Source organism: Paracoccus sp. KR1-242, assembly GCF_049446195.1.
GTDB lineage: Bacteria > Pseudomonadota > Alphaproteobacteria > Rhodobacterales > Rhodobacteraceae > Paracoccus > Paracoccus broussonetiae.
The window spans coordinates 135,492-158,509 of record NZ_JBMSED010000008.1 but is presented as its reverse complement, the minus strand read 5'-3'; the positions used below and the strand labels follow the sequence as shown (position 1 = coordinate 158,509).

Annotated in this window: 24 protein-coding genes and 1 pseudogene; 10 read left to right on the top strand and 15 right to left on the bottom strand. The window is 65.5% G+C overall.

Annotated features, from left to right (window positions below; genetic code table 11):
- Position 1: 1 nt before the first annotated feature.
- Complete coding sequence (locus ACO2Q4_RS13420; protein ID WP_311757479.1) at positions 2-1,462, bottom strand: capsule biosynthesis protein; 1,461 nt, start codon at positions 1,460-1,462, stop codon at positions 2-4.
- A gap of 149 nt (positions 1,463-1,611) precedes the next feature.
- Between ACO2Q4_RS13420 and ACO2Q4_RS13415 the strand changes: the two genes are divergently transcribed.
- Positions 1,612-2,364, top strand: coding sequence for an ABC transporter permease (locus ACO2Q4_RS13415; RefSeq protein ID WP_311757478.1), 753 nt, complete (start codon positions 1,612-1,614; stop codon positions 2,362-2,364).
- Here ACO2Q4_RS13415 and ACO2Q4_RS13410 read toward each other — a convergent pair.
- On the bottom strand, positions 2,361-5,207 hold the full coding sequence (locus tag ACO2Q4_RS13410) for a calcium-binding protein (RefSeq protein ID WP_423319838.1): 2,847 nt from the start codon (positions 5,205-5,207) through the stop codon (positions 2,361-2,363). The two genes, ACO2Q4_RS13415 and ACO2Q4_RS13410, sit on opposite strands and share 4 nt — an antisense overlap.
- A gap of 205 nt (positions 5,208-5,412) precedes the next feature.
- Between ACO2Q4_RS13410 and rfbC the strand changes: the two genes are divergently transcribed.
- Genes rfbC through rfbA form a run of 4 tightly spaced genes read left to right on the top strand, consistent with a single transcriptional unit; the run spans position 5,413 to position 8,766 of the window.
- Entirely contained in the window at positions 5,413-5,994 is a 582-nt protein-coding gene (rfbC, locus tag ACO2Q4_RS13405) for a dTDP-4-dehydrorhamnose 3,5-epimerase (RefSeq protein WP_311757476.1), read from the top strand.
- Complete coding sequence (gene rfbB, locus ACO2Q4_RS13400) at positions 5,991-7,028, top strand: dTDP-glucose 4,6-dehydratase (RefSeq protein WP_311757475.1); 1,038 nt, start codon at positions 5,991-5,993, stop codon at positions 7,026-7,028. Before rfbC ends, rfbB begins: the two co-directional genes overlap by 4 nt.
- Positions 7,025-7,876 carry a dTDP-4-dehydrorhamnose reductase gene (gene rfbD, locus ACO2Q4_RS13395; protein ID WP_423319835.1) on the top strand — a complete coding sequence of 284 codons (852 nt, stop codon included), beginning with the start codon at positions 7,025-7,027 and terminating at the stop codon, positions 7,874-7,876. The genes rfbB and rfbD overlap by 4 nt, the downstream gene beginning before the upstream one ends.
- Complete coding sequence (gene rfbA, locus ACO2Q4_RS13390; RefSeq protein ID WP_423319833.1) at positions 7,873-8,766, top strand: glucose-1-phosphate thymidylyltransferase RfbA; 894 nt, start codon at positions 7,873-7,875, stop codon at positions 8,764-8,766. The genes rfbD and rfbA overlap by 4 nt, the downstream gene beginning before the upstream one ends.
- A 6-nt stretch (positions 8,767-8,772) precedes the next feature.
- Here rfbA and ACO2Q4_RS13385 read toward each other — a convergent pair whose 3' ends face one another.
- From ACO2Q4_RS13385 to ACO2Q4_RS13340, 10 genes and pseudogenes are all read right to left on the bottom strand, one after another.
- Positions 8,773-9,717 carry a glycosyltransferase gene (locus tag ACO2Q4_RS13385; protein WP_423319832.1) on the bottom strand — a complete coding sequence of 315 codons (945 nt, stop codon included), beginning with the start codon at positions 9,715-9,717 and terminating at the stop codon, positions 8,773-8,775.
- Positions 9,718-9,780: 63 nt separating this feature from the next.
- Entirely contained in the window at positions 9,781-10,296 is a 516-nt protein-coding gene (locus tag ACO2Q4_RS13380; protein WP_423319830.1) for a hypothetical protein, read from the bottom strand.
- A gap of 10 nt (positions 10,297-10,306) precedes the next feature.
- Positions 10,307-11,059, bottom strand: a complete 753-nt coding sequence (gene flgH / locus ACO2Q4_RS13375) for a flagellar basal body L-ring protein FlgH (protein ID WP_311757470.1) — start codon at positions 11,057-11,059, stop codon at positions 10,307-10,309.
- Positions 11,060-11,069: 10 nt separating this feature from the next.
- Positions 11,070-11,492: a flagellar basal body P-ring formation chaperone FlgA gene (gene flgA, locus ACO2Q4_RS13370; protein ID WP_423319828.1), complete on the bottom strand. Its 423-nt coding sequence runs from the start codon at positions 11,490-11,492 to the stop codon at positions 11,070-11,072.
- On the bottom strand, positions 11,492-12,277 hold the full coding sequence (flgG, locus tag ACO2Q4_RS13365) for a flagellar basal-body rod protein FlgG (protein ID WP_311757468.1): 786 nt from the start codon (positions 12,275-12,277) through the stop codon (positions 11,492-11,494). Before flgG ends, flgA begins: the two co-directional genes overlap by 1 nt.
- Positions 12,278-12,288: 11 nt before the next feature.
- Positions 12,289-13,005: a flagellar hook-basal body complex protein gene (locus ACO2Q4_RS13360; RefSeq protein WP_311757467.1), complete on the bottom strand. Its 717-nt coding sequence runs from the start codon at positions 13,003-13,005 to the stop codon at positions 12,289-12,291.
- Between the two features lie 3 nt (positions 13,006-13,008).
- A pseudogene (locus tag ACO2Q4_RS13355) lies at positions 13,009-13,274 on the bottom strand (flagellar biosynthetic protein FliQ).
- 9 nt (positions 13,275-13,283) lie between these two features.
- Positions 13,284-13,562 carry a flagellar hook-basal body complex protein FliE gene (gene fliE / locus ACO2Q4_RS13350; protein WP_311757465.1) on the bottom strand — a complete coding sequence of 93 codons (279 nt, stop codon included), beginning with the start codon at positions 13,560-13,562 and terminating at the stop codon, positions 13,284-13,286.
- Between the two features lie 11 nt (positions 13,563-13,573).
- Entirely contained in the window at positions 13,574-13,966 is a 393-nt protein-coding gene (gene flgC, locus ACO2Q4_RS13345) for a flagellar basal body rod protein FlgC (protein ID WP_423319825.1), read from the bottom strand.
- Between the two features lie 11 nt (positions 13,967-13,977).
- Entirely contained in the window at positions 13,978-14,364 is a 387-nt protein-coding gene (locus tag ACO2Q4_RS13340; protein WP_311757463.1) for a FlgB family protein, read from the bottom strand.
- Positions 14,365-14,460: 96 nt separating this feature from the next.
- Here ACO2Q4_RS13340 and ACO2Q4_RS13335 point away from each other — a divergent pair, with 96 nt between their 5' ends.
- Positions 14,461-15,765: a FliI/YscN family ATPase gene (locus tag ACO2Q4_RS13335; protein WP_423319822.1), complete on the top strand. Its 1,305-nt coding sequence runs from the start codon at positions 14,461-14,463 to the stop codon at positions 15,763-15,765.
- Between the two features lie 9 nt (positions 15,766-15,774).
- On the opposite strand, the gene ACO2Q4_RS13330 is transcribed toward ACO2Q4_RS13335, so the two are convergent.
- From ACO2Q4_RS13330 to ACO2Q4_RS13320, 3 genes are all read right to left on the bottom strand, one after another.
- Positions 15,775-16,710 (bottom strand): extensin family protein, encoded by a 936-nt coding sequence (locus ACO2Q4_RS13330; RefSeq protein ID WP_423319820.1) that lies wholly within the window; start codon positions 16,708-16,710, stop codon positions 15,775-15,777.
- A 15-nt stretch (positions 16,711-16,725) separates the two neighbouring features.
- Positions 16,726-18,234, bottom strand: coding sequence for a L,D-transpeptidase family protein (locus ACO2Q4_RS13325; protein ID WP_311757460.1), 1,509 nt, complete (start codon positions 18,232-18,234; stop codon positions 16,726-16,728).
- 108 nt (positions 18,235-18,342) lie between these two features.
- On the bottom strand, positions 18,343-19,092 hold the full coding sequence (locus ACO2Q4_RS13320) for a GntR family transcriptional regulator (RefSeq protein ID WP_423319819.1): 750 nt from the start codon (positions 19,090-19,092) through the stop codon (positions 18,343-18,345).
- A 226-nt stretch (positions 19,093-19,318) separates the two neighbouring features.
- Here ACO2Q4_RS13320 and ACO2Q4_RS13315 point away from each other — a divergent pair, with 226 nt between their 5' ends.
- The 4 genes from ACO2Q4_RS13315 (at position 19,319) to ACO2Q4_RS13300 (ending at position 22,903) form a co-directional block, all read left to right on the top strand.
- The gene (locus ACO2Q4_RS13315) at positions 19,319-20,542 is read left to right on the top strand and encodes an MFS transporter (RefSeq protein ID WP_423319817.1); all 1,224 of its coding nucleotides are present in this window, start codon (positions 19,319-19,321) and stop codon (positions 20,540-20,542) included.
- Positions 20,543-20,575: 33 nt separating this feature from the next.
- Positions 20,576-21,055, top strand: a complete 480-nt coding sequence (locus tag ACO2Q4_RS13310) for an ureidoglycolate lyase (RefSeq protein ID WP_423319815.1) — start codon at positions 20,576-20,578, stop codon at positions 21,053-21,055.
- Positions 21,052-21,684, top strand: coding sequence for a ribonuclease HII (locus tag ACO2Q4_RS13305; protein WP_311757456.1), 633 nt, complete (start codon positions 21,052-21,054; stop codon positions 21,682-21,684). The genes ACO2Q4_RS13310 and ACO2Q4_RS13305 overlap by 4 nt, the downstream gene beginning before the upstream one ends.
- A gap of 88 nt (positions 21,685-21,772) precedes the next feature.
- Positions 21,773-22,903 carry a site-specific DNA-methyltransferase gene (locus ACO2Q4_RS13300; protein ID WP_311757455.1) on the top strand — a complete coding sequence of 377 codons (1,131 nt, stop codon included), beginning with the start codon at positions 21,773-21,775 and terminating at the stop codon, positions 22,901-22,903.
- Positions 22,904-23,018: the final 115 nt, after the last annotated feature.

The following is a 23,018-nucleotide window of genomic DNA, read 5'->3' as shown; positions in this document are numbered from 1 at the left end:
CTCAGGCGCGGTCGCGGATGCTGTAATAGATCAGGGCAAGGATCGACCAGCCTGCCAGAAGCAGCCCCAGGCCGACGCAGAACAGCCAGGTGCGGTTCGGCACGATCGAACTTTGCGCGATCTTGGGCTGGATATGCGCTGCAAGATAGCGGGACTGACGGCGCGCCTCGACCAGTGCGGTCTCATAGGCGACGCGAGCCGCGTGGAAGGCTCCTTCCGCATATTCGCGATCGACCGACAGCTTTTCATATTGGGCGACCAGCTGCGAATAGCTTTCGCCATCCGACCCGGCTGCCGCGTTGCCGAACTTGCTTCTTTCGGCATCTATCAGACGGCGCAGCGCGTCTACCTTTTGCTTGCCCTGTGTCACACGATGATCGGTCGGACGTGCGTTTTCAGTCGCCAGGTCAAGTGCGACCAAAGCCTCGGCCAACTGCTCCTGCAGCCCCTGCAGCACGCCCATCTGGCTGGTCAGATCGGCCTCTGGATCAACGATCTGCGAGCGCATGCGGAAATCGGTCATTGCCTGCCGCGTCGTGGTCAGTTCGGCCCGCGCCTTGTCGAGTTCACTTTTCGCAAGCTTGGTCGCGTCTGCCCGCGCGATCGAGGACAGGTCATTGATCTTGTCCGAGCTTTCCTGGAACACCGCCGCTGCGATCACTTGTGCGTCTTCGGCGGTGAAGGCGTTGACCTTCAGCGTGATCAGGTCGCTCGACGTATCGTAGAGCACCTTGACCTGACGCTCCCAGTAATCCGTCAGATCCTCGACATGGCCCTTGGGGTCAAAGGCAAAGACGAAGTCGCTGGGCCAGTCGCGCGAAAAGCGCGAACGCAGGTCCAGTTTTGCGTCGATCTTTTCGACCATGTCCTGACTGCGGATATATTCGTAGAGGACATCCGTGTCCGAGGCCCCGCCGCCGCCGCCCAGCGGAGAGAAACCGCCGAAAAGCTCGATTGACGGAGTGCCTTCCTCCTTGCGGACGGAGAAGCCGACGGTCGAGACATACTGGTCGACTGCACGGGTCCACAGGTACCAGCCCCAGAAAGCGGCCGGAAGCACGACCAGAAGCAGGAATGACAGCAGGATCAGCCAGTGCCGACGCCGGGGACGGGCATGGCCTGCAGGGGCGCGAACGGTGGATTGCGAGGGACCGGAAGGTCGGGCCAGTGGTGCGCTGTTGGGGCGAAGACTGACCGCTCCGCCTGCCGGCTGCGCCTGGACCTGGGTCCGGGCCTGCGGGGCTGGCATGGGACGAACGGGAATCGGTTGCACCTGTCCGGCCGAGGTCGGCCCGGGTGCAACTTCACTGACCGCCTGGATGCGCGGAGCTGACTGGAAGGGCCGATTGACGGCACCGCCGGGTGCGGCACCTGTCTGCGTGCGGCTGTCCGCTGCCGATGCCAGGTTGCCCGCACTTGCGATTTGGCCACCGGGATCGGACGGGTTGTTGGGCTTGCTCACGGCAGAGGATGCTTTCGCTGGTTTACCTTTTTCTGGCAGTTGATACATATTGCCATACGTCTAGACCAGTCTTTGCAATTAAAATGTCCGAGATAAGCCCAGATCAACGCAGCCCGCTGCGGCCCGTGCGTCGCGGACCGCGTTTCCGCATGCCCCGAATCCTGACCGCGCTGATCCTGCGCGAGATGACGACGACCTATGGCCGGTCCGCGGGCGGTTATGCCTGGGCGATTCTGGACCCCGTGCTGGGGATCGTGTTGCTGTCGGTGATCTTCAGCATGTTCCTTGCGAAGCCCGGATTGGGGTCAAACTTTCCCCTGTTCTATGCAACGGGCTTCCTGCCCTTTGCGATGTTCTCGGACCTGACCAACAAGGTCGCCTCGTCCATCCGCTATTCGCGTCCCTTCCTTGCCTATCCCAGCGTCACCTTCATTGATGCGATCCTGGCGCGGATCATCCTGAACACGCTGACCCACATGACGGTCATCACCATCGTGATCGGGGGGATCTTTGTCCTGTATCGGATGCCCATCGTAGTGAACCTGGCCGAGTTCTTCGAAGGCATGTTGATGATCGTCGCGATCTCGGTCGGAGTCGGGACGCTGAACTGCTATCTGCTGACCACCTTCCCGGTCTGGGAACGGGTCTGGCAAATCATCACGCGCCCGCTTTTCCTCGCATCCGGGGTGTTTTTCCTTTACGACAAGATGCCTTACGAGGCGCAGCATATCCTGTGGTTCAACCCCATCCTGCATTGCATCGCGCAGTTGCGAAGGGGCGTATACCCGGTTTACGACGCCGAATTTGTCTCTCCTTTCTATGTCTTCGGCATCTCGATCGTCCTGTTGCTGTTCGGGCTGCTGCTGCTTGAACGCAATCACCGCGACATGCTGGAGCGCTAAAGCAGGAAGTCGCCCCGCGTCAGCGCGGCAAGGCCGTTCAGCTGCAGCGTCAGGTCGGCATGTCCGTCGCCGTTCAGATCGGCCTCGACGATCATGGCGGAGCCGCTGTGATAGGCGCGGACCTGCCGCGCCGCGCTGAACTCGGCCTCTCCGATGAAGCGCAGGCCCAGCCCGGCCATGTCGAGATGATCCGGACCGTGGGTGAAATCGGTGATCACGTCCCGGCTGCGGTCATAGTCATGGGGATCGCGGAACACGAACAGATCGGCACCCGCGCCTCCGGTCAGATGGTCGCTGCCCGGACCGCCTTGCAGACGGTCGTTTCCGGGTCCGGCGCGCAATACATCGTTTCCGGTGCCCCCGGACAGGAAATTGTGGCCGAAAAGATCCACAAGCTGGTCTTTTCCGGCATCGCCGAAAAGTGAATCGTTTCCCGCGCCGCCATCCAGTCGGTCGGAATCGCCGTCGCCGTGAATCAGGTCGTTGCCTTCGCCGCCGATCAGGAGGTCGTTTCCGGCCTCGCCGTAAAGTATGTCGTTTCCGGTCAGCCCCTGGATCAGGTCATTGCCCGCGCCGCCACGGATCAGATCGTTCCCGTCCTGACCGTTTAGGGTGTCCTGCCCGCCGCCGCCAAGGATCGTGTCGTTTCCTGCCCCACCGATGATGGTGTCGTTTCCGGTTCCGCCCAGCAGCCGGTCATTCCCATTCTGTCCGTTGATATTGTTGTTTCCCGGCCCACCGTCGATGATGTCATTTCCGTCGGCGCCCAGCAGTGTGTCGTTTCCGGTGCCACCGAAGATCGTATCGTTGCCCGCCCCTCCGGTAATCCAGTCATGACCGTCTCCGCCCCAGATCTGGTCGTTTCCCGCACCCGAGTTGATGCTGTCATTGCCGTTCTCGCCCCAGATGCGATCGCGGCCCGTTCCGGTGGTGATGGTGTCGTTGCCTTCGCCGCCCCGTACCGCGTTGTCGCCCAGAGGGTCCGTGATCAGGTCATTGCCCAATTCGCCGTAAAGCATGTCATTCCCGACCTCGCCCATGATCGTGTCGTTGCCCGCGCCGCCGAAGATGGTGTCCTGATCCAGCCCGCCCGAGATGCGGTCGTTTCCCGCGCCGCCCATAAGCAGGTCGTTGCCGTAATCGCCCAGCAACGTGTCGTCGCCCCCGGCGCCGTTAATGGTGTCGTCGCCGGCGCCCCCGCTTAGAAGGTCGGGGCCGGCATTGCCGTTCAGCAGGTCGCGCCCGGCCAGCCCGTGGCCGGTGGATCCAAAGGCTCCGGCGTTCAGCGTGTCGTTGCCCGATGTTCCCAGCATGCTGGTTCGCATCCCGGCCAGATCGTAATGGGCGACCGGAAACAGGGCGTTGTTGAAGTAATTGGCTGCCAGCGGGGTCTTGTCGGCGGTGCGGATCTGGATCTGTGTCTGGCCGAAGGTGATCATGATGCCATCGGTCAGCACCCTGAAGCTCAGTTGCAAGGTGCTGCGGATCATGCCCAGCCCCGACAGGTCCAGCCGGTCGGTGCCGGGCGTGAAGTCCGAGATGAGGATCTTTCCCGCAACCGGCGCGGCGACGAAGATGTCCGCGCCCGGTCCCCCGGTCAACGTGACGGGCGAAGGACCCGCAATCAGGATGTCGTCGCCCGCACCGCCCACGATCTGCGTCGTCCCGGCCGAGGCGCGCAGCAGGTCGCCGCGCCCGGTGCCGTTCTGGCGGCCAGCGCCCACCGTGGTTGTCTGGCCGATCTGACCCGGTTCGAACAGGAGCTGGGTAATCCCCGTCTCGGTCCGGGACGAGACGAACAGCGCGATGCTTCCCCCGATCTCCATCGCCGCGATGGCCGAGACATCGGCCAGGCTGCGATCATTGGTATCGGCCAGCGTCGCCAGATGCAGCAGCTGTCCGTCCGGCATCACCGTGAAGACCGAGATCCCGTCGTCTTCTCCGCCGGCAAAGACGTAGGCGCGGCCGTCCACCATCAGGGTTTCAAGCGCGCTGACCCGGCTGAACCGTGTCGAAAGTTCGTCGATGATATGGTCGGCCGGGATCAGCGCGCCGTCCTGGGTCAGGCGGAACAGGCTGAGCGACGAACTTTGGCTGGCCCCCACGACGACATAGGTCACGCCAGCCACTGTCACGCTGTCCAGGTGCTGCGGCGCATTCATGCCGGTCCCCTGGTTCGACCAGACGATGTTTGCGCGTCCCAGGGTGCCATTCGTTTCGATCAACCGGGTCGAAACGAAATTGCCCGCGCCCGAGGCAGTCAGCAGGATCTGCCGGTCTCCGACGCCGACCACTTTCAGATCACTCAACTCGGCGCGGTCGACGCCGGGGATCGCAAGCGCATCCGCGCTGTCCAGATGCAGGATGCTTCCGTTCGGCTGCACCTTCCAGACATCCACCGCCGTCGTGGAATTGCGTCCCGAGACCAGGAACTGTCCAGCCGAGGTCGAAAAGGCACCAAGCTGCGTGAGGTCTGCGGCAAGCCCGCCAGCCCCGGCAAGCGAGATCCCACCGCGCAATGCGCCGTCCGCGCCCAGCCCGATGCCGTTCGCCGCCGCGTTGGCAAGGCCGGGGGCAAAGATTGCCGGACCGCTTGCAAGCTGCACCAGGCTGGCCCCCGGGCGGTCAAGATATCCCTGCGCAATCCCGAAGGCGCGCGTGTCGATCAGCGTGATCGGGCGGTCCGCCGCCGTGATCCGATAGGCCGAGATCCCGCCGCCCATATGCGTCACCCCCACCAGCACATCGGCCGAGGGCAGGTCGATGGCCTGAAGGTCCGACAGGTTCCTGACAAAGCCGGGGGCCGGGCCAAGGATGAGCGCGATTTGACGAAAGCTCGGCATGTGGGGGCGCCTCGGCAGCAATCTGTTGGCGCAGACGCTAGGTCGGGCGGCTTAACGAAGGCTTTCGCGCGCCGCCTTCGCCAGCAGGTTGTTATCGCGCATTTTATCTTGTCGGCGGGGATCGTCGCGCCGGGGGGAGGGTGCTTGTGCGAAGGGAAAACATGGGCGATACGGTTCAGGCACCAAGTTTCGCAGGCAAGACCATATGCAGATCGAACAGACCGCGCTTCCCGGCGTCCTGATCCTCGTGCCGCGGCGGCATGGAGATGCGCGGGGCTTTTTCTCGGAAAGCTGGAACCGCAAGACGCTGGCCGGGGCTGGGCTCGACCTGCCGGAATTCGTGCAGGACAACCACTCGCTGTCTGCTGCCACCGGCACGCTGCGCGGGCTGCATTTCCAGGCGCCGCCCCATGCGCAGGGCAAGCTGGTGCGTTGCGGGCGCGGCAGCCTGTTCGACGTCGCGGTCGACATGCGCAAGGGCAGCCCCACCTATGGGCAGTGGCTGGGAGAGGAACTGTCCTTTGAAAACGGCCGCCAGCTTTGGATTCCTGCGGGCTTCCTGCACGGCTTCGTCACGCGCGAGCCGGATACCGAGATCTGCTATAAATGCACCGACCATTATGCCCCCGAATGCGACGGGGCCGTCGCATGGGACAGTGTCGGCATCGATTGGGCACTGACGGGCGCGCCGCTGCTGTCGGCCAAGGATGCCGCCGCGACCCGCTTTGCCGATTTCGACAGCCCCTTCACCTATGAAGGCCCCTTTGAATACGAGGCGAGACTATGAAAATTCTGGTAACGGGGGGCGCAGGCTTCATCGGCTCTGCGGTGGTGCGGCTGGCCGTGCGGCGCGGGCACGAGGTCGTTAACCTGGACGCGATGACCTATGCGGCGAACCTGGAAAACGTCGCGCCGGTCTCGAACAGCCCGCTTTACGCCTTCGAACAGGCCGACCTGCGCGACCGTGCGGCGCTGGACCGGGTGCTTGCGGCGCACAAGCCCGACGCGATCATGCATCTGGCGGCGGAAAGCCATGTCGACCGGTCGATCGACGGCCCGGGCGACTTCATCGAGACGAACATTTCCGGCACCTACAACCTGCTTGAGGCCGCGCGCGCCTTCTGGGTGGGGCAGGGCAAGCCCGAAGGGTTCCGCTTTCACCATATCTCGACGGATGAGGTCTTCGGCAGCCTGGGTGAAACCGGCCAGTTCACGGAAGACACGCCCTATGACCCGCGCAGCCCCTATTCCGCCAGCAAGGCCGCGTCCGACCATCTGGTCCGCGCCTGGCACGAGACCTATGGCCTGCCGGTCGTCCTGACCAATTGCTCGAACAATTACGGTCCCTTCCACTTCCCGGAAAAGCTGGTCCCGGTGGTCATCCTGAACGCGCTGCATGGCCGGCCGATCCCGGTCTATGGCGATGGCGGCAATGTCCGCGACTGGCTTTATGTCGAGGATCATGCCGACGCCCTGCTTCTGGTCGTCGAAAAGGGCGAGCTTGGCCGCAGCTACAATATCGGCGGCGAGAACGAGGCGAAGAACATCGACCTGGTCCGCACCATCTGCGCCCATATGGATCGCCTGCGCCCGCAGAACGCGCCGCATGACCGGCTGATCACCTTTGTCACCGACCGGCCCGGCCATGACCGGCGCTATGCCATCGACCCGACCCGCATCCGCACCGAACTGGGCTGGCGCCCGTCGGTCACGGTCGAAGAGGGGCTGGCGAAAACCGTTGAATGGTATCTTGAAAACGAAAGCTGGTGGCGCCCGCTGCTGGACCGCGATGGCGTGGGCGAAAGGCTTGGCAAGGCATGACCGGGCTTCTGGTCCTTGGCCGCACCGGGCAGGTCGCGACCGAGCTGGCGCGTCTTGCCCCCGACGCGCGCTTTCTGGGCCGGGACGAGGCCGATCTGGCTGACGCGGAAGCCTGCGCGGCGGCGATCCGCGCCGCGCGTCCCGGCGCGATCATCAACGCGGCTGCCTATACCGCGGTCGACCGTGCCGAATCCGAACCCGCGCTGGCCGAGGCCGTGAACGCCATTGCCCCCGCGGCGATGGCGCGGGCGGCGGCGGAACTGGGCGTGCCCTTCCTGCATATCTCGACTGATTATGTCTTTGACGGCAGCGGCGACCGTCCCTGGCGCGAGGATGACGCCACCGGCCCCCTTGGCGTCTATGGCGCGACCAAGCTGGCCGGAGAGCGCGGCATCGCCGCCGCTGGCGGTCAATGGGCGGTGCTGCGCACCTCCTGGGTGTTTTCGGCGCATGGCGGCAATTTCGTGAAGACCATGATGCGCCTCGGGGCCGAGCGGCCCGAGCTGCGGGTTGTCGCCGACCAGCATGGCGGGCCGACGCCCGCGGGCGACATTGCCGCCGCCTGCCTTCGGATGGTGTCCGCCATGCAGGCCGGGCAGGGCAAGGGCGGTCTTTATCATTTCGCGGGCGCGCCCGACACGACCTGGGCGGATTTCGCGCGTGCGATCATGGCGCAGGCGGGGCTTGGCTGCCGCATCATCGACATTCCGGGCAGCGACTATCCCACGCCCGCGCGGCGTCCCGGCAATTCGCGGCTGGATTGCGGCGCGATTACCCGCGACTTCGCGATCCCGCGCCCGGATTGGCGCGCCGGACTGGCAAATGTAGTGACGGAGCTTCAGCAATGACCGAGACGGCCAAAACTCCCAGCGGGCGCAAGGGGATCATTCTTGCCGGCGGCTCGGGCACGCGGCTTTACCCGATCACCATGGGCGTGTCGAAGCAGCTTTTGCCGATCTATGACAAGCCGATGATCTATTACCCGATCTCGGTCCTGATGTTCTCGGGCATCCGCGAGATCGCGATCATCACCACGCCCGAGGATCAGACGCAGTTCCAGCGCCTGCTGGGCGACGGCAGCCAGTGGGGGCTGCAATTCACCTATATCGTCCAGCCTTCGCCCGACGGGCTGGCGCAGGCCTATATCCTGGCCGAGGATTTCCTGGCGGGGGCACCTTCGGCCATGGTTCTGGGCGACAACATCTTTTTCGGCCACGGCCTGCCGATCCTGCTGGATGCCGCCGACCGGCGGGGCGAGGGCGGGACGGTCTTCGGCTATCGGGTGGCCGATCCCGAACGCTATGGCGTGGTCGCGTTCGACGATACAGGTGCGGTCAGCCAGATCATCGAAAAGCCGCAGGTGCCGCCCTCGGACTACGCGGTGACCGGGCTTTATTTCCTTGACGGCAGCGCGCCCGACCGGGCCCGCAGCGTCAAGCCGTCCGATCGCGGCGAGCTTGAAATCACCACCCTGCTTGAAACCTATCTGCATGATGGCAGCCTGACGGTCGAGCGGATGGGGCGCGGTTTCGCCTGGCTTGACACAGGCACCCATGCCAGCCTTCTGGATGCCGGGAACTTCGTGCGCACGCTTGAACAGCGGCAAGGCCTGCAGACCGGCTGCCCCGAGGAAATCGCCTTCAACCAGGGCTGGATCGATGCCGACCAGTTACGCGAACGGGCGCGGCTTTTCGCCAAGAACGATTACGGTAGGTATCTGGCCCGGCTGTTGGCCTGACCGATCTCAGGACCGCTGATCTGGCCGGGCGCGCAGCCGCCCCGCCAGAGCAGCCGCCATGACCGCCGCCGTTCCGGCGCGGGTCTGGCGGTACAGCCCCATGCTGCGCATCTGCGCCAGCGCGCGATATCCCGGCGCGTCCAGAAACGCGCCGAAACGATCCAGAAGCTGACGGTTTTCCAGCGTGAGCAGGTCTTTCGCCGGCAGAAGCGCGGCGTGGTTGCGACGCAGCCAGTTTGCGAAACTGCCATCGAACAGCATCGAGGCCCGTGCCGCGCGGGCTCGCGCGGTGTCGTTGCGGCCCATCACATTGCGCGGATGCTGGCGATACAACAGCACCTGCGCCGCGTCGCGATGGATCCGCGCTCCCGCGCCCGACAACAGCAGGTAATTCCACCAGTCATGTGAAATGATCCCGGCCGCGTCGGCGGCAGCCGCACCGCGCTGCAGGATGGTCAGCGCGGCGGCATTGGCCACGGTGGTGTTTCCGGGCAGGCAGGCCTGGATCAGCGCGTTTGGAAACCCGAAAGGGCCGGGAAAATGCGGTGCAGGCGCCAATTCCTGCAACTGCTCGTCACAGACGGTCGTGCGGGCGGCATAGACGGCAGGACCGTCCTGACCGGTCAGGAACTCGGCCGCGCGCGCCAGTTTGTCCCGTTTCCAGACATCGTCCTGGTCGCAAAAGGCGATCCAGCCGGCTGGATCGGCCTTGCGGATGAGGTGCAGGAAATTCGCCGTCGCGCCACGGCCCGGCCCCTCGATCAACGTGATCCGGCCATCTGCTCGGCCCGCGTAGTCGGCGATGACAGCCTGCGTCCCGTCCTGTGAGCCATCGTCCGAGACGATCAGCCGCCAGTTCGTCAGCGTCTGGGCAAGGATGCTGTCAAGCTGCGCTGGCAGGAAGCGCGCGCCGTTGAAGCTGGCCAGGACGATGGTGATCTGCGGCTGCACCCGGCGGCTCCTTCTTGGGGTCGCCCCGAACTAACCCGAGGGGACGGGGCTTGGCCAGTGTCCCTACTGTTCCTGCCGCGCGATATCCTCGATCAGGACGCTGGCGATCTCGGGTCCGCCGGCTTTTCGCGCCGCCGCCAGCAGCGATTTGCGCAACCGTCCAAGACTGGCTTCCGAGGTGAAGTTGCCGTCGAAGCCGCCCGTATTCGCCTCGATCATCAGGGCGTTCAGCAGCGCGTCGCGCAACCGGTGCTCCCTTTCGGCGATCTTCTGCGCCGAGACCGAGGACATTTCCAGCGTCAGCGACAGGACCATGACCGCACTGGTCGTGCCGTTGCGCATGATCGGGATGAAAAACTGGTTCGGAAACCGGAACCAGTCCTCTCCCGGCGGAGGATCGCTGGTCGAGGTGGCTTCGCCCGGCGCGGGAAGGTTGCCCTCTTCTTCGCCCGTGGCAGGCGCGGTGCCCTCGTCGTGATCGACCGATGCCCCGGCCCGGCCCTTGCCCAGCATTTCGCCCCCGACCGCACCGCCCAAGAAGGCGACCACGGCCAGCAATGCGATGATCGCCTTCTTCATCGTCCCCTCCTCAATAGGGCAGCAGGATATCGGCCACCTGCTGGCCATAGCGGGGCTGCTGGACGTCGCTGATCTGCCCACGGCCGCCATAGGAGATGCGCGCGCCCGCGATCCGGTCATAGGCGATCTCGTTGCGCCGTCCGATATCCGTGGGCCGCACGAACCCGCTGACGCTAAGGACGCGGACCTCGTAATTGACGCGGACCTCTTGCGAGCCCTCGATTCGCAGCACTCCGTTCGGCAGGCGTTCTACGATGGTCGCGGCGATGCGCAGGGTCATCTTGTCCCGGCGCGAGATATTGCCGCTGCCCTTGAACGTGGAGGAGCTTTTCGCCTCGACCAGTTCGTCCATGCTGGCCCCTTCGGGCAGGCGTTTGTCGACGCGCTGGGGCAGTCCGGCCAGCGAGGGTATGCTGACCTTGTCCGCGGCATTGCGCGACCGGCCAGAACTGTTCTGAATCTCGGCGCGGTCGTCGATCTCGATCACCACGGTCAGGATGTCGCCGCGACCCTGCGCGCGCCGGTCCGCGACCAGCGAATGCTGCGCCCCCGCCCAAAGCGAGGCGGTGCTGTCCGGCCGGACCTGCAGGTCATAGCCCGACGGATCGGGCTGGGCCATGGCCAGGTATTCGGCGCTGGCGTCCGGCGCGGTCATCGGTGGCACGCGACCCACCTGCGAGGCGCGGCCGCAGGCCGACAGCGCGAGTGCGATGGCAAGGCCACCTATCACCAGCCGGGTCGGGTTATGCACGGGATAAGGCATCCGATCTCCTTCAGTTCTGCTCGACGATCACGCTGCCATCGGGCGCAATGCGTCCCGCCACCGTGGCGCGCGAGGAATTGTTCATGACCCGGACGATCTGCCCGGCTCCGCCTGCGGTCAGGGCGCGGCCCTCGGTCTCGATCCTCAGCGCAGATTTCCGATAGACCAGCGTGACGATCTGGTTTCTCGCGACCAGGGTGGGGGCGGCCAGCGCTTCCGGCGGGATGGCACGGCCCTTGCTGACCAGCACGCGGGCTTCCTGCCCGATCACGTCCTCGGGGTTCGTGATGGCCGAATCCTGTGCGGGGTCGACCGCGACCATCTGGGCTGTAATCCGGGTGCCGGGGCGCAGGGTCTGGGTCGCGACCACGGCATCGGCCAGCGCCGGAGCCGGCAGCGCCAGAACCACCAGGGCAAGGACAAGCCGGACCATCACCGCACCTGCACCGTCGCGCCCAGCATCTGGTCGGCGGCGCTTATGACTTTCGAGTTCAGCTCGTATCCGCGCTGCGCCTTGATCAGCTCGGTGATCTCGCGCACGGGGTCGACGGCGCTTTCCTCAAGATAGCCGGCGCGCAGGGTGCCCAGTCCCTCTTCGCCCGGCGCGGCAACGGTCGGTGCGCCCGAGGCGGTGGTTTCCAGGAACAGGTTCGATCCCGTCGCCTCCAGCCCCTTTTCGTTCAGGAATCCCGCCAGCGTGATCTGGCCCAGGCTTTCGGGTTCGACGCGGTCGGCGAAATAGGCCATCACCTCGCCCGACGGGCTGATCGAGACGCTGCGCGCTTCCTGCGGGATGGTGATGTCGGGGACCACCGGAAAGCCTTGCGAGGTCACGATCTGTCCCTCGGCCGAGCGTTTCAGGCTGCCGTCGCGGGTATAGGCCGATATGCCCGAAGGCATCGTGACCTCAAGATAGCCACTGCCCTCGATCGCGACATCAAGGTCGCCATTGGTCTGGATCGGGGTTCCCTGGCCCAGCATCACCGTGACGGCCGAGGCCCGCACCCCCAGCCCAAGCTGAACCCCCGCCGGCACCATCGCCCCCGTGGTTGCGGTCAGCGTGCCCGGACGCGTCACCTGCTGATATTGCAGGTCGGCGAATTCCGCGCGGCGCGGGTTGTAGCCAGTGGTCGACATGTTCGCGAGGTTGTTCGAGATGACCTCGACCCGCATCTGCTGGGCGCTCATGCCCGTGGCGGCGATCTGAAGGGCTTTCATGGACTGTCCTTTCAACGCGTAAGCGACGAGATGGCCTGGCGGATGCGCTTGTCTTCCTGATCCAGGAAGGACTGGCCAAGTTCATAGGCGCGCTGCACCTCGATCATGCGGGCGACTTCGGTGACCGGCTCGACATTCGATTCCTCCAGGAAACCCTGCCGGACGATCGGGTTCTCCACCGGCTCGGGATTGGCTCCGGCCTCAAACAGCGTGCCCGCGACGTGACGCAGGTCGGCGGGATCGGGATTGGCGAAGACACCGACGCGCCCGACCGGTTGGCCATCCGCCGAAACCGTTCCGTCGGGGGCGATGCCCAGGTTGCGGGTTCCCGGCGGAACCGCGATCGGCGCCTGCCCATCGTCAAGCAGCGGATAGCCGTCCGCGTTCACGATCTCGCCCTCGGCATTGCTGAGAAATGCACCGGCGCGGGTCAGCCGGTTCCCCTGCGGGGTCTGGACCATGAAGAACCCGTCCCCGTCGATGGCCAGGTCATAGGTGCCCCCGGTCTGGGTCATTCCCCCCGGCTGCAGGTCGACCATACGGCCGCGGACATGGGCCATGGCCAGCGTCTCGCCACCATTCCCAAGCGGCACCATGTACTCCGAAAAGACCACTCCCTCGCGCCGGAAGCCGGTCGTGCTGGCATTGGCGATGTTGTTCGCGATGGCGCGCATTTCCTGCATCAATCCCGACTGGCGGGTCAGCGAGGCATAGACGGCGTTGTCCATGGTTCAGGATCCGATGATCTGGGGCAGGATCTGGTCGGTGAAAAACCCGGCCAGCGTGGTGGTCATGAAGCTCATCGTGACCCAGAAGACCGCCAGCATCAGCGCGACCTTGGGCACGAAGGTCAGGGTCATTTCCTGCACCGAGGTCAGTGCCTGGAAAGGCCGATGACGACGCCCACGACCAGGGCGACGATCAGCAGGGGGGCGGACATGCGCACGGCGATCCACAGCGCCTGCCGGGTCAGGTCGAAGACCAGGTTCTCGTCCATCGCGGCGCCTCAGACTGGCATCCGCAGGATTTCCTGATAGGCCTCGACGACCTTGTCGCGGATTGCGACCGCGGTCTCGAGCGCGATCTCGGCCTGGGCGATGCTTTGCACCAGCCGCTGCGAGTCGCTGCCCCCGGTCATGGCACCCGTGGCCTGCTGGTCGACATCCTCCATGACGCGGGCGAAATCGGTCGCGGCGGCGCTGACCCCTTGGGGCAACCCCTCGGCGGGGGCCACAGCAGGGCGGGCGCGGTCATAGGCATTGGCGGCAAAAGTCGATGCGATCATCTGGTATTCCCCTAGCGACGGATCAGGTCCAGCAGCGCGCTGTTCATCTGGCGGGCCTGCTCGAAGACGCGAAGATTGGCTTCATAGCTGCGGCCCGCCTCTTTGGCGTCCGCAACCTCGACGACCAGGTCGACATTCGAGCCGGCGTAATAGCCCTCGGCATCGGCCATGGGATGCGAGGGGTCGTGGATTCGCGGCAGTTCGCGTTGGTCCAGCCGGGTCGGACTGGTCGCAACGGCGCCGGTCCTGCGGCCGAACTCGACCTGTTCCTGGAACGAGACCAGCTTGCGGCGATAGCCGGGCGTGTCGGTATTGGCGATGTTTTCCGAGACATGGCGCAAGCGCGTGGACTGGGCGCGCATCCCCGAGGCTGCCAGTTCGACGGCGGAAAGCAGTTCGGTCATTCTGCCTGTCCTCAGGCCCGGCGGCCAAGGCTGGTGCGGATCATCGACAGGGACGATCGCGTGACCGCCAGCGCCAGATCGAATTCGCGCCGGGCGTCGGCGATGCGGACCATCTCATCTTCCAGCGCGACGGTATTTCCGTTCGGCGCGGGCTCTCCGCCGGCATCAAGGGGACGGTCGCGTCCGCCCCACGTGATGCCGCTGGCATGTCCCGGACGGGTTGCGCGCAGTTCGGTCGCGGGAGCCGAGCGATAGGTTTCGGCGAAACGGCCAAGGTCGCGGGCGCGGAAGCCGGGCGTGTCGGCATTGGCGACGTTCTGCGCGATCAGGCGTTGGCGTTCGCTGGCATGGGCGGCCAGCGATCCGGCCATCCGCAAGGTGTCGATCCGGTCAAACATCGAGGCTTCTCCTCAGTTCCGATAACCGGGTCTTAACCCCAACAAGTTTAGAAACCCTTTCGCGGCGGGATTTTTGAACGAGGCTGGAAACAGGTCATGGATAAAATTGGATCGATCGTTGCGCGGATGCAGAAACTGCGCATGGCGCGGCATTTCGGGCAGGTCGCGGGCGTGCATGGCGGCGTCATCCATGTCGAGGGGCTGAACGCCCATGCCTCGCTGGGGGATCGCGTGTCGGTGGCGCTGGGGCCGCTTGGGGCATTGGGGGGCGAAATCGTCGCACTCCATCCGGGGACCGCCGCCGTCTTGCCCGAGGGCCCGACCGAGGGGCTGGCGATGGGGGCCGAGGCGGCGCTGCTATTCGCCCCGGTCCTGTCGCCCGCCGATGGTTGGATCGGCCGGATCATCGACCCGCTGGGCCAGCCGCTGGATGGCAGGCCGCTGATTCCCGGTGCGGCCGAGCGGGGCTATCGTCCCCCACCCCCGCCCGCGGCGTCGCGCAACCGGCTGGGGCGGCGGCTGCGGACGGGGCTTGCGGTCTTCGACACGCTGCTTCCGCTGGTCAGGGGGCAGCGGATGGGGCTTTTCGCCGGATCAGGCGTCGGCAAGTCGACACTGCTGTCAGGGCTGGCCAAGGGCGTAGCCGCCGATGTCGTGGTCATCGCGCTGATCGGCGAACGGGGCCGCGAACTGCGCGAATTCGTCGAGGAGGTGCTGGGCCCCGAGGGGCTGGCGCGCGCGGTCGTCGTGGCCGCGACCTCGGACCAATCCCCCCTGATGCGGCGACGCTGCGCCTGGGCCGCAATGACGGTGGCCGAGCACTTCCGCGACCAGGGGCGGCATGTCCTGTTTCTGGCCGATTCCATCACCCGTTTTGCCGAGGCGCATCGAGAAATCGCGTTGGCTGCAGGCGAAAGCCCCAGCTATCGCGGGTTTCCGCCATCAGTCTCGCAACTCATCATGTCGCTGGCGGAACGCTCGGGGCCTGGACCTCAGGGCGCGGGCGACATCACCGCGATCTTCAGCGTGCTGGTCGCAGGTTCTGACATGGAGGAGCCGGTGGCCGACATCCTGCGCGGGGTGCTGGACGGGCATGTCGTGCTGGACCGCGCGATCGCCGAACGCGGTCGCTTTCCGGCAATCGATGTCCTGCGCTCGGTCTCGCGCTCATTGCCGCAGGCGGCCAGCGCGCCGGAAAACGCGATGATCACGCGGGCCCGCGCGGCGCTGGGGGCCTATGCGGAATCCGAGTTGATGATCCGCGCGGGGCTTTATGCCCCGGGTTCGGATGCCAAGCTGGACGAGGCGGTGCGCGTCTATCCGGCGCTTGACCGGTTCTTCACCCGCGACAGCCCGTCCCCCGAGCAAAGCTTTACCCTGCTGGCGCAGGCGATGGCCTGAGCTTGTCGCCTATTGGCAAAGCCGAAAGCCGCCCTTGCGGGCCTTGATGTCCAGGTGAAGATGGTTGTCATGGGCGGCGTTCGCGCCCGGACCCAGCACGGTCGAAAAATGCAGGCAGGCCGTGCCCCGGACGGCATGCTGGAACGCCTCGGTCAGGTCGCCGTCATCCTGCCGGGGTGCGATTTCGACCGTGCTGCCATCTGCAAAGCGAAATGCGGCGATGTCGAAGGCATTGCCAAGCGCATGTTCCGACAGCTTCTCGGAGGCGTTTCCGACCGTGGCGCGGCATTGATAGGTCGATCCGGGAACCAGCCCGACCAGCCGGGGCTGGCCCGGCAGCAGCGCGGCCGAGGGCCGGACGAAATCGCGCAACCAGCGGGCCAGATGACGGGCGGTGTCGCAGCGCATCAATGCGCCGCCGTCGATCTCGACCCCCGGCAAGGGCGAGGTCAGCTGGATCGGCCGGTCGATCCCGCAATCGAGATCGGCATTGTCCGTGACCGCCGGGCGTTCCTCATAGGTGGCGCCCATCAGGGTCAGGTCCAGCAGGCATGCGGAATAGGTAAAGTCGTCCTCGCGCAGTGACGCATGCAGGGGTGGCCCGGCGGGTTTGGCCGGGGCCGCTTCGGCAGGGGCAGGCGTATCCGCGGCATCCTTTGAAGCGGGATCGGATGGCGTGGACTGGGCCGGGTCCGCCTTGGGCGCATCCTGCGATGGTGTCGCTTCGGATGCGACAGGCGGCGGGGGGCTTTCTTTCGCCCCGGGGGGCGGGGCAGGCGGCGGGTCGGCCTGTTCCTTGGCCTTCTCATCCCGGTCGGCGGGCGGTGCCGGGGGAGGGGCGGGTTTCGGCGCAGGTTCGGGCCTTGCCTCCTCGGGGCGGGGCAGGGGCCTGTCGTCCTGTGCAAAAACGGGCGCGGGCAACAACGCTGCGATCAGCAATGCCACCAGCGCCCGCATGCGTCAGAGATTCGGCGTCGCAGCGGTCCCCGGCGGCGGCAGGACCTGACTTTCGACCGTGGCGGCCTCGGGTATCCGTTCAAGGGCCGAGTCGCGCGCCCGCTGGGCCAGCATCTCGTCCGCCAGTGCCTCGGCACGGGCCAGCGCATCGCTTAAGGCCTCGCCCCCATCGGCGGGGGTGGTCTGTTCGGGCATTGCCGTGTCGCCCGATGCGGGCAGAACATCGGGCAGGACCGAGGTCGCGGCCCGGATGCTCAGGCTGGTCGAGCGCACCGGAGGCCGGATCGCGCTGATCGTGCTGGCGAGGTTCGCAACCGCTATCACCGGGGCGGTCGCCACGCCGGTCACGTCGGCGATGCTGACGCCGGCGTCCAGGAATTCGACCGTCGTGACATTGGCCTTGACCATATGCGCAAGCTCCCACGCGTCCCAGTTCGTCAGCCGCACGCAGCCATGCGACTGGTTGACGAACAGGCGAGAGGGCGTGGCGGTTCCATGAATGCCATAGGTCGGCTCGCTGAGATCGATCCAGACATTGCCGACAGGTCCGTTCGGGCCCGGCGGAACGATCAGGATGCGGTCGTTCTTGCCCTGCTTGAAGTTGCGCTGGGGGTTATAGGTATAGGTCGGGTTCAGCGCGACGGCCTGCACGATATGATTGCCATGCGGCGAGGGCGTGTCCGAGGATCCGACCGTCGCAGGGTAATCCGCGACCATCCGTCCCTTGGCGTCATAGGCGGCGACGCGGCGGGTTTCCTTGTCGACGATGATGCGGGTGACGGTCGCCTTGATCGGCTTCGCGGGCTTGGTGATGCTGATGGTCGAGCCCGGGACGAAGGCGACGCCCGGATTCATCTTCGCCAGGAACTTCTCGTCCATGTGGAAGCGTTCGCCCAGCTTCTCGATGATGCTGGTATAGCCCTGCGAGGACATCGCGGCCTTTTCGGCATAGTCCGAGGGGATCCGGTCGACCAGTCCCTGGGCATCCGCCTCGGTGATCGTATAGGTGCCGGTCACCGCCTCGGCGGAATAGGCCTGAAGATGGTCCCAGGTGACATAGTCCATGCGCCCGGTCATCGGCTGGCCGGTGCGGCGCTGGAATGCCTTGATGGCGCTTTCGCTCATCCCGCCGCGCCAGCCGTCGACGACGCCGGGGGACACGCCCGAGCGGTCCAGCAGGATCTGGACCTTGGCGGTCAGCGCCGATTGGCCGGCCGGCAGATCGCCCCCGTCATAGGTCGCCGATTCGATCGCGGCGGCTGAAAGCGGGTGCTGTCCCTTGTCCATGACGCCATGCGCATGGCCCTTGCCGGCGACGGTCGCGGCGACCTGGCTGGCGCTGGCCGCAGCCACGCTGCGCGCCGACAAGGCGGCGACCGCGCTGGCCGAACGCGCGGGGGGGCGCGCAGAGGGGCCCGGCTGCGCCATCGCAGCCAGGGACGGCAGCAGCGCGATGGCTGCGGCCAAAGACAGGCGCAAAACGGCGCCGTGAAGGGGGCTGCAAGAAGGCATGCTCGAATCCGTTGGTCTTGCTTGTCGTTTATTGTTGGTTTTGTCGACGTTTAGGCGCCTTGGGCACTTCGAAGCAAGCAAAGGATTAAGAATTCGTTCTCATTGAACCTAGAGTTGTCCCTGAAACCTGTGATCCCGCGGGAAATAGCGGCGCGAAAGCGACACCGGCATATTGTTCAGCCATTCGACCCGTTCCAGGTGCAGCACCGGGTCATTCTCGGTCAGGTTGAGGGATGGGCTAATGAATTCGCCATCTGCGGTATCAACCCCGATCGACAGGCTAGCCCGATTCAGGGGCACGTTGCCCACAAGCCATTCGCATGCGCTCATCTCGGCCAGAACATCGGGTGTCAGTCCGGGTGCGGCGAAGGTATTGGTCCAGCGCTCTTCGCAGCAATAGGGGATGCCGTCCGCGAAAAAGATGGCCCGGCCCAGCAGCAGCTCTTCGCCACTGCGCAGCAGCATGGCTTGCGCCACGTCGGCGGGGGGTGTCGCTTCTGACGCGAAGACCAGGCGATAGCCGTATTCCTGTCCAGCGGCCTCAAGTTCGCGACGCAAAAGGGAACGGACAAGCTGCACGCGGGGATGGCGGGCGACGCGTGTGCCGACCTTGCGGCGGCGTTCGACGACACCGCTTTCCGCCAATGCCTGCATGGCACGGTTCACGGTGGCGCGCGCACAGCCCAGCTCGGCGGCCAGGTCGCATTCGGTGGGGATCAGCTCTCCCTCGGGCCAGATGCCGTCCTGGATACGCTCCAGGACGATGTCCTGAACCGCCTGCCAGGTCATGCCCTTGCGCTTGGAGTTGATCGAAAGCACGGCGGAGGCGGACGCGAAGCCCTGCGAGTGGTGAGACATGTTAAATACGGGATCCGGGAAAAGAGCCTTGGGAAAACAGGGGTCCAACCGCAGGAAGACCGGCGGGCCTGCCCCCGGCAGAGGGGGCCACGGTGCGGACTGTCGGTACAATCATCTGACACATGTTTCAGGTTTTTGAAGGATTAAACCCATGAAGGTCAAGGAGGTTTCGAAGAATGCCGCGCGCGCGCGGAGCAAGAGTTGACAATCCCGGCAACCGGGCAGAATGTCGCGCGCGTTCAGAAAAAGGGGCGCGCGCGTGGCGGAAGCAGCGGCATACCGGGGTCAGAACCCCGCAACTACGGCATGGGCGGTGCTGGTCGCGATCAGCCTGTGTCACATGATCAACGACGTCATGCAGTCGATGCTTTCGGCGATCTATCCGCTGCTTCAGCAGGAATTCAGCCTGTCATATGGCCAGATCGGCCTGATGACCTTTGCATTCCAGGTCACGGCGTCGCTGCTGCAGCCCATCGTGGGCGCGGTCACCGACAAGAACCCGATGCCGCGGTCGCTGGCCTTCGGCATGGGATCGACTTTCTTCGGCGTCCTGCTGCTGGCGCTGGCCCATGAATACTGGGTGCTGCTGATCGGTGCGATGTTGATCGGCGTCGGGTCGTCGGTCTTCCACCCGGAAAGTTCGCGCGTGGCGCGCATCGCCTCGGGCGGGCGTTTCGGGATGGCGCAGTCGCTGTTCCAGCTGGGGGGCAATTTCGGGCAGGCGCTGGGGCCGCTTCTGGCCGCCTTCATCGTGGTGCCGCTGGGCCGTCCGTCCATCGCGATCTTCTCGGCCGCGGCCATGCTTGGTTCGGCGATCCTGTGGCGGATCGGCACCTGGGTCGAGGGGCGGCGCAAGGCTTCGACCGCGCGCGCCCGGCCCGAACTGTCGCTGTCGCGCGGGCGGGTGGTGATGGCCATCGTCGTGCTGGCGCTGCTGACCTTCACCAAGAACATCTATACCGCCAGCCTTTCCAGCTATTACACCTTCTTCCTGATCGAGAAGTTCGGGCTGACCACGCAACACGCCCAGATCATGCTGTTCCTGTTCCTGGCGGGCATGGCCGGGGGCGTGATGCTGGGCGGGGTTATTGGCGACCGCATCGGGCCGCTGAAGGTGATCTGGTTCTCGATCCTGGGCATCCTGCCCTTCACGCTGGCGCTGCCCCATGTCGGGCTGGCCGCGACGGGGGTGCTGACCGTCCTGATCGGGCTGATCCTGGCCTCGGCCTTCCCGGCGATCGTCGTCTTTGCGCAGGAACTGGTGCCGGGCCGGACGGGGCTGATTGCGGGTATCTTCTTTGGCTTCTCTTTCGGCATGGGCGGCATCGCGGCCGCAGTTCTTGGCGTCCTGGCCGATGCCAGGGGGATCGAGTTCGTCTATAAGATCTGCTCATTCCTGCCGCTGATGGGGCTTCTGACGGTATTCCTGCCCCGGGTGAATCGCGGCTGAACCCTTCAAGCAACAAGAAACGAAAGACCGACCATGGACAGGATCAAGCTAACCCCGATCTCGGCCGAAGCCTTCGCCCCCTATGGCGAGCTTCTGACACCGCGCGCCGCGCCCAGCCGGATGATCAATGCCGGTCGCTGCGAACGCCATCACGCGCTGGCCCAAGTGCAGCGCGGCGGGGGCGAGGCGATCATCTCGATCTTCCGGTCCGAAGCGGTCAGCCTGCCCTATGCCTGCACGCTGCTTGAGCGTCACCCCTTGGGCTCGCAGGCCTTCATGCCGCTGGGGGCCGAGCCGTGGATGTCGATCGTCGCCCCGGACGAGGGCGGCAGGCCCGGCGCGCCCTTGGCCTTCCTGGTCCCCGCCGGCATGGGCGTGAACCTGCGCGCCGGCGTCTGGCACGGCGTCCTGACGCCCTTGGACCACGCCGCCGACTTCCTGGTCGTGGACCGCGAGGGCGAGGGCGTGAACCTGGAAGAGGTGACCATCGCCCCCGTCACGGTCGAGGCATGAGCGGCCCCGACTATTCGCATGAGCGCGCCGCCATTCTTGGCGGCGCGCGTTTCGTTGCCGGCGTCGATGAAGTCGGCCGGGGGCCGCTGGCCGGTCCGGTGACTGCGGCCGCCGTGATCCTGGATGTCACGCGCATCCCCGAGGGGCTGAACGACTCGAAGGTCCTGAACGCCCGCAAGCGCGCGCTGCTGACCGAGGCGTTGATGGAATGCTGCGACTGGTCCGTCGCCCATGCCACGGTCGAGGAAATCGACAGCATGAACATCCTGCGGGCCTCGCATCTGGCGATGTGCCGGGCGCTGGCCGGGCTGCGCCAGCGGCCCTGCATCGCGCTGATCGACGGCAACATGCTGCCGCGCGATCTGGACATGCCGGGGCAGGCCATCGTCAAGGGCGACGCGCTGAGCCTGTCCATCGCCGCCGCCTCGATCCTGGCGAAAACATGGCGCGATCGGATCATGGTGGATTTGGCGCAACAGCACCCCGGATACGGCTGGGAGGACAATGCAGGTTACCCAACGGCAGCCCATCGCCAGGCGCTTCTAGATCTGGGCGTAACCCCATATCATAGGCGCAGCTTCGCCCCCGTCCACAACATGTTGTGTAAACCCCAGATAGCAAGTTCTTGATTCAAAAAAGAATTTGACGCCGAATCGCCTGTGAATCATCATCGGCCCAATCAAATCGGCAGACATAAGGCCGAAATCCGAGGCAGTGATGACGAAGCAAGTACTGAAATCCCGCGCTTCTGCGCGACCGCTCCCGCTGAACCAGATCCTGGCCGGGGACTGCATCGAGGTCATGAATTCACTGCCGGCGAACAGTGTGGATCTGATCTTTGCCGACCCTCCATACAACCTGCAGCTCAAGGGCGAATTGCACCGTCCGGACAATTCGCGCGTCGATGCCGTCGACGATGCCTGGGACCAGTTCGCGGGGTTTGCCGCCTATGACGAATTCACCCGCGCCTGGATGGCGGCCGCCCGCCGCGTTCTGAAGCATGACGGCGCGATCTGGGTCATCGGCAGCTATCACAACATCTATCGCGTCGGGGCCGAGTTGCAGAACCAGGGCTTCTGGATCCTGAACGATGTCGTCTGGCGCAAGTCGAACCCGATGCCGAACTTCCGCGGCAAGCGGCTGACCAATGCGCATGAAACGATGATCTGGGCCTCCAAGGCCGAAAGCTCGAAATACACGTTCAACTACGAGGCGCTGAAATCCCTGAACGAGGGTGTCCAGATGCGCTCGGACTGGGTGTTGCCGATCTGCACCGGGGGGGAGCGGCTGAAGGACAAGGACGGCGCCAAGGCCCATCCGACCCAGAAGCCCGAGGCCCTGCTGCATCGCCTGCTCGTCGGCTCGACCAATCCCGGAGACGTGGTGCTGGACCCGTTCTTCGGTACCGGCACCACCGGGGCCGTGGCCAAGATGCTGGGCCGGGACTTCATCGGGATCGAGCGCGAGGCCGCCTATCGCGCGGTGGCCGAAAAGCGCATTGCCCGCGTCCGCAAGTTGGACAGTGAGGCGATCGCGACCATCCGGCCCAAGCGGGCCGAGCCGCGCGTCCCCTTTGGCCAGGTGGTCGAACGGGGGATGCTGCGCCCCGGCGAAGAGCTGTTCTCGATGGACAACCGCCACAAGGCCAAGGTGCGTGCCGATGGCAGCCTGGTCGGCAATGATGTCAAGGGTTCCATCCACCAGGTCGGGGCCGCGCTGGAAGGCGCGCCCTCCTGCAACGGCTGGACCTATTGGCATTTCCGGCGCGAGGGGCGGATGGTGCCCATCGACACCCTGCGCCAGCAGATCCGGGCCGAAATGGCGGCCGAGGATGGTCGTCCGAACTGATCCCCAGTTTTCACGAGGTTCGCCGCGTCCCGTTGTTCGCGATCTCTGGCGCGACCGGGACTTCCTTGCCCCGCCCGGACGGCCTGGCCCGTCGGGCGGGGTCTTTCTTTCGGTG

Bases quoted from the DNA above. Each gene is read 5' to 3' on its own strand.
- ACO2Q4_RS13415 (WP_311757478.1), top strand. From the start codon at position 1,612: ATGCCCCGAATCCTGACCGCGCTGATCCTGCGCGAGATGACGACGACC.
- ACO2Q4_RS13410 (WP_423319838.1), bottom strand. From the start codon at position 5,207: ATGCCGAGCTTTCGTCAAATCGCGCTCATCCTTGGCCCGGCCCCCGGC.
- rfbC (WP_311757476.1), top strand. From the start codon at position 5,413: ATGCAGATCGAACAGACCGCGCTTCCCGGCGTCCTGATCCTCGTGCCG.
- rfbB (WP_311757475.1), top strand. From the start codon at position 5,991: ATGAAAATTCTGGTAACGGGGGGCGCAGGCTTCATCGGCTCTGCGGTG.
- rfbD (WP_423319835.1), top strand. From the start codon at position 7,025: ATGACCGGGCTTCTGGTCCTTGGCCGCACCGGGCAGGTCGCGACCGAG.
- rfbA (WP_423319833.1), top strand. From the start codon at position 7,873: ATGACCGAGACGGCCAAAACTCCCAGCGGGCGCAAGGGGATCATTCTT.
- ACO2Q4_RS13380 (WP_423319830.1), bottom strand. From the start codon at position 10,296: ATGAAGAAGGCGATCATCGCATTGCTGGCCGTGGTCGCCTTCTTGGGC.
- flgH (WP_311757470.1), bottom strand. From the start codon at position 11,059: ATGCCTTATCCCGTGCATAACCCGACCCGGCTGGTGATAGGTGGCCTT.
- flgA (WP_423319828.1), bottom strand. From the start codon at position 11,492: ATGGTCCGGCTTGTCCTTGCCCTGGTGGTTCTGGCGCTGCCGGCTCCG.
- flgG (WP_311757468.1), bottom strand. From the start codon at position 12,277: ATGAAAGCCCTTCAGATCGCCGCCACGGGCATGAGCGCCCAGCAGATG.
- ACO2Q4_RS13360 (WP_311757467.1), bottom strand. From the start codon at position 13,005: ATGGACAACGCCGTCTATGCCTCGCTGACCCGCCAGTCGGGATTGATG.
- fliE (WP_311757465.1), bottom strand. From the start codon at position 13,562: ATGATCGCATCGACTTTTGCCGCCAATGCCTATGACCGCGCCCGCCCT.
- flgC (WP_423319825.1), bottom strand. From the start codon at position 13,966: ATGACCGAACTGCTTTCCGCCGTCGAACTGGCAGCCTCGGGGATGCGC.
- ACO2Q4_RS13340 (WP_311757463.1), bottom strand. From the start codon at position 14,364: ATGTTTGACCGGATCGACACCTTGCGGATGGCCGGATCGCTGGCCGCC.
- ACO2Q4_RS13335 (WP_423319822.1), top strand. From the start codon at position 14,461: ATGGATAAAATTGGATCGATCGTTGCGCGGATGCAGAAACTGCGCATG.
- ACO2Q4_RS13325 (WP_311757460.1), bottom strand. From the start codon at position 18,234: ATGCCTTCTTGCAGCCCCCTTCACGGCGCCGTTTTGCGCCTGTCTTTG.
- ACO2Q4_RS13320 (WP_423319819.1), bottom strand. From the start codon at position 19,092: ATGTCTCACCACTCGCAGGGCTTCGCGTCCGCCTCCGCCGTGCTTTCG.
- ACO2Q4_RS13315 (WP_423319817.1), top strand. From the start codon at position 19,319: ATGTCGCGCGCGTTCAGAAAAAGGGGCGCGCGCGTGGCGGAAGCAGCG.
- ACO2Q4_RS13310 (WP_423319815.1), top strand. From the start codon at position 20,576: ATGGACAGGATCAAGCTAACCCCGATCTCGGCCGAAGCCTTCGCCCCC.
- ACO2Q4_RS13305 (WP_311757456.1), top strand. From the start codon at position 21,052: ATGAGCGGCCCCGACTATTCGCATGAGCGCGCCGCCATTCTTGGCGGC.
- ACO2Q4_RS13300 (WP_311757455.1), top strand. From the start codon at position 21,773: ATGACGAAGCAAGTACTGAAATCCCGCGCTTCTGCGCGACCGCTCCCG.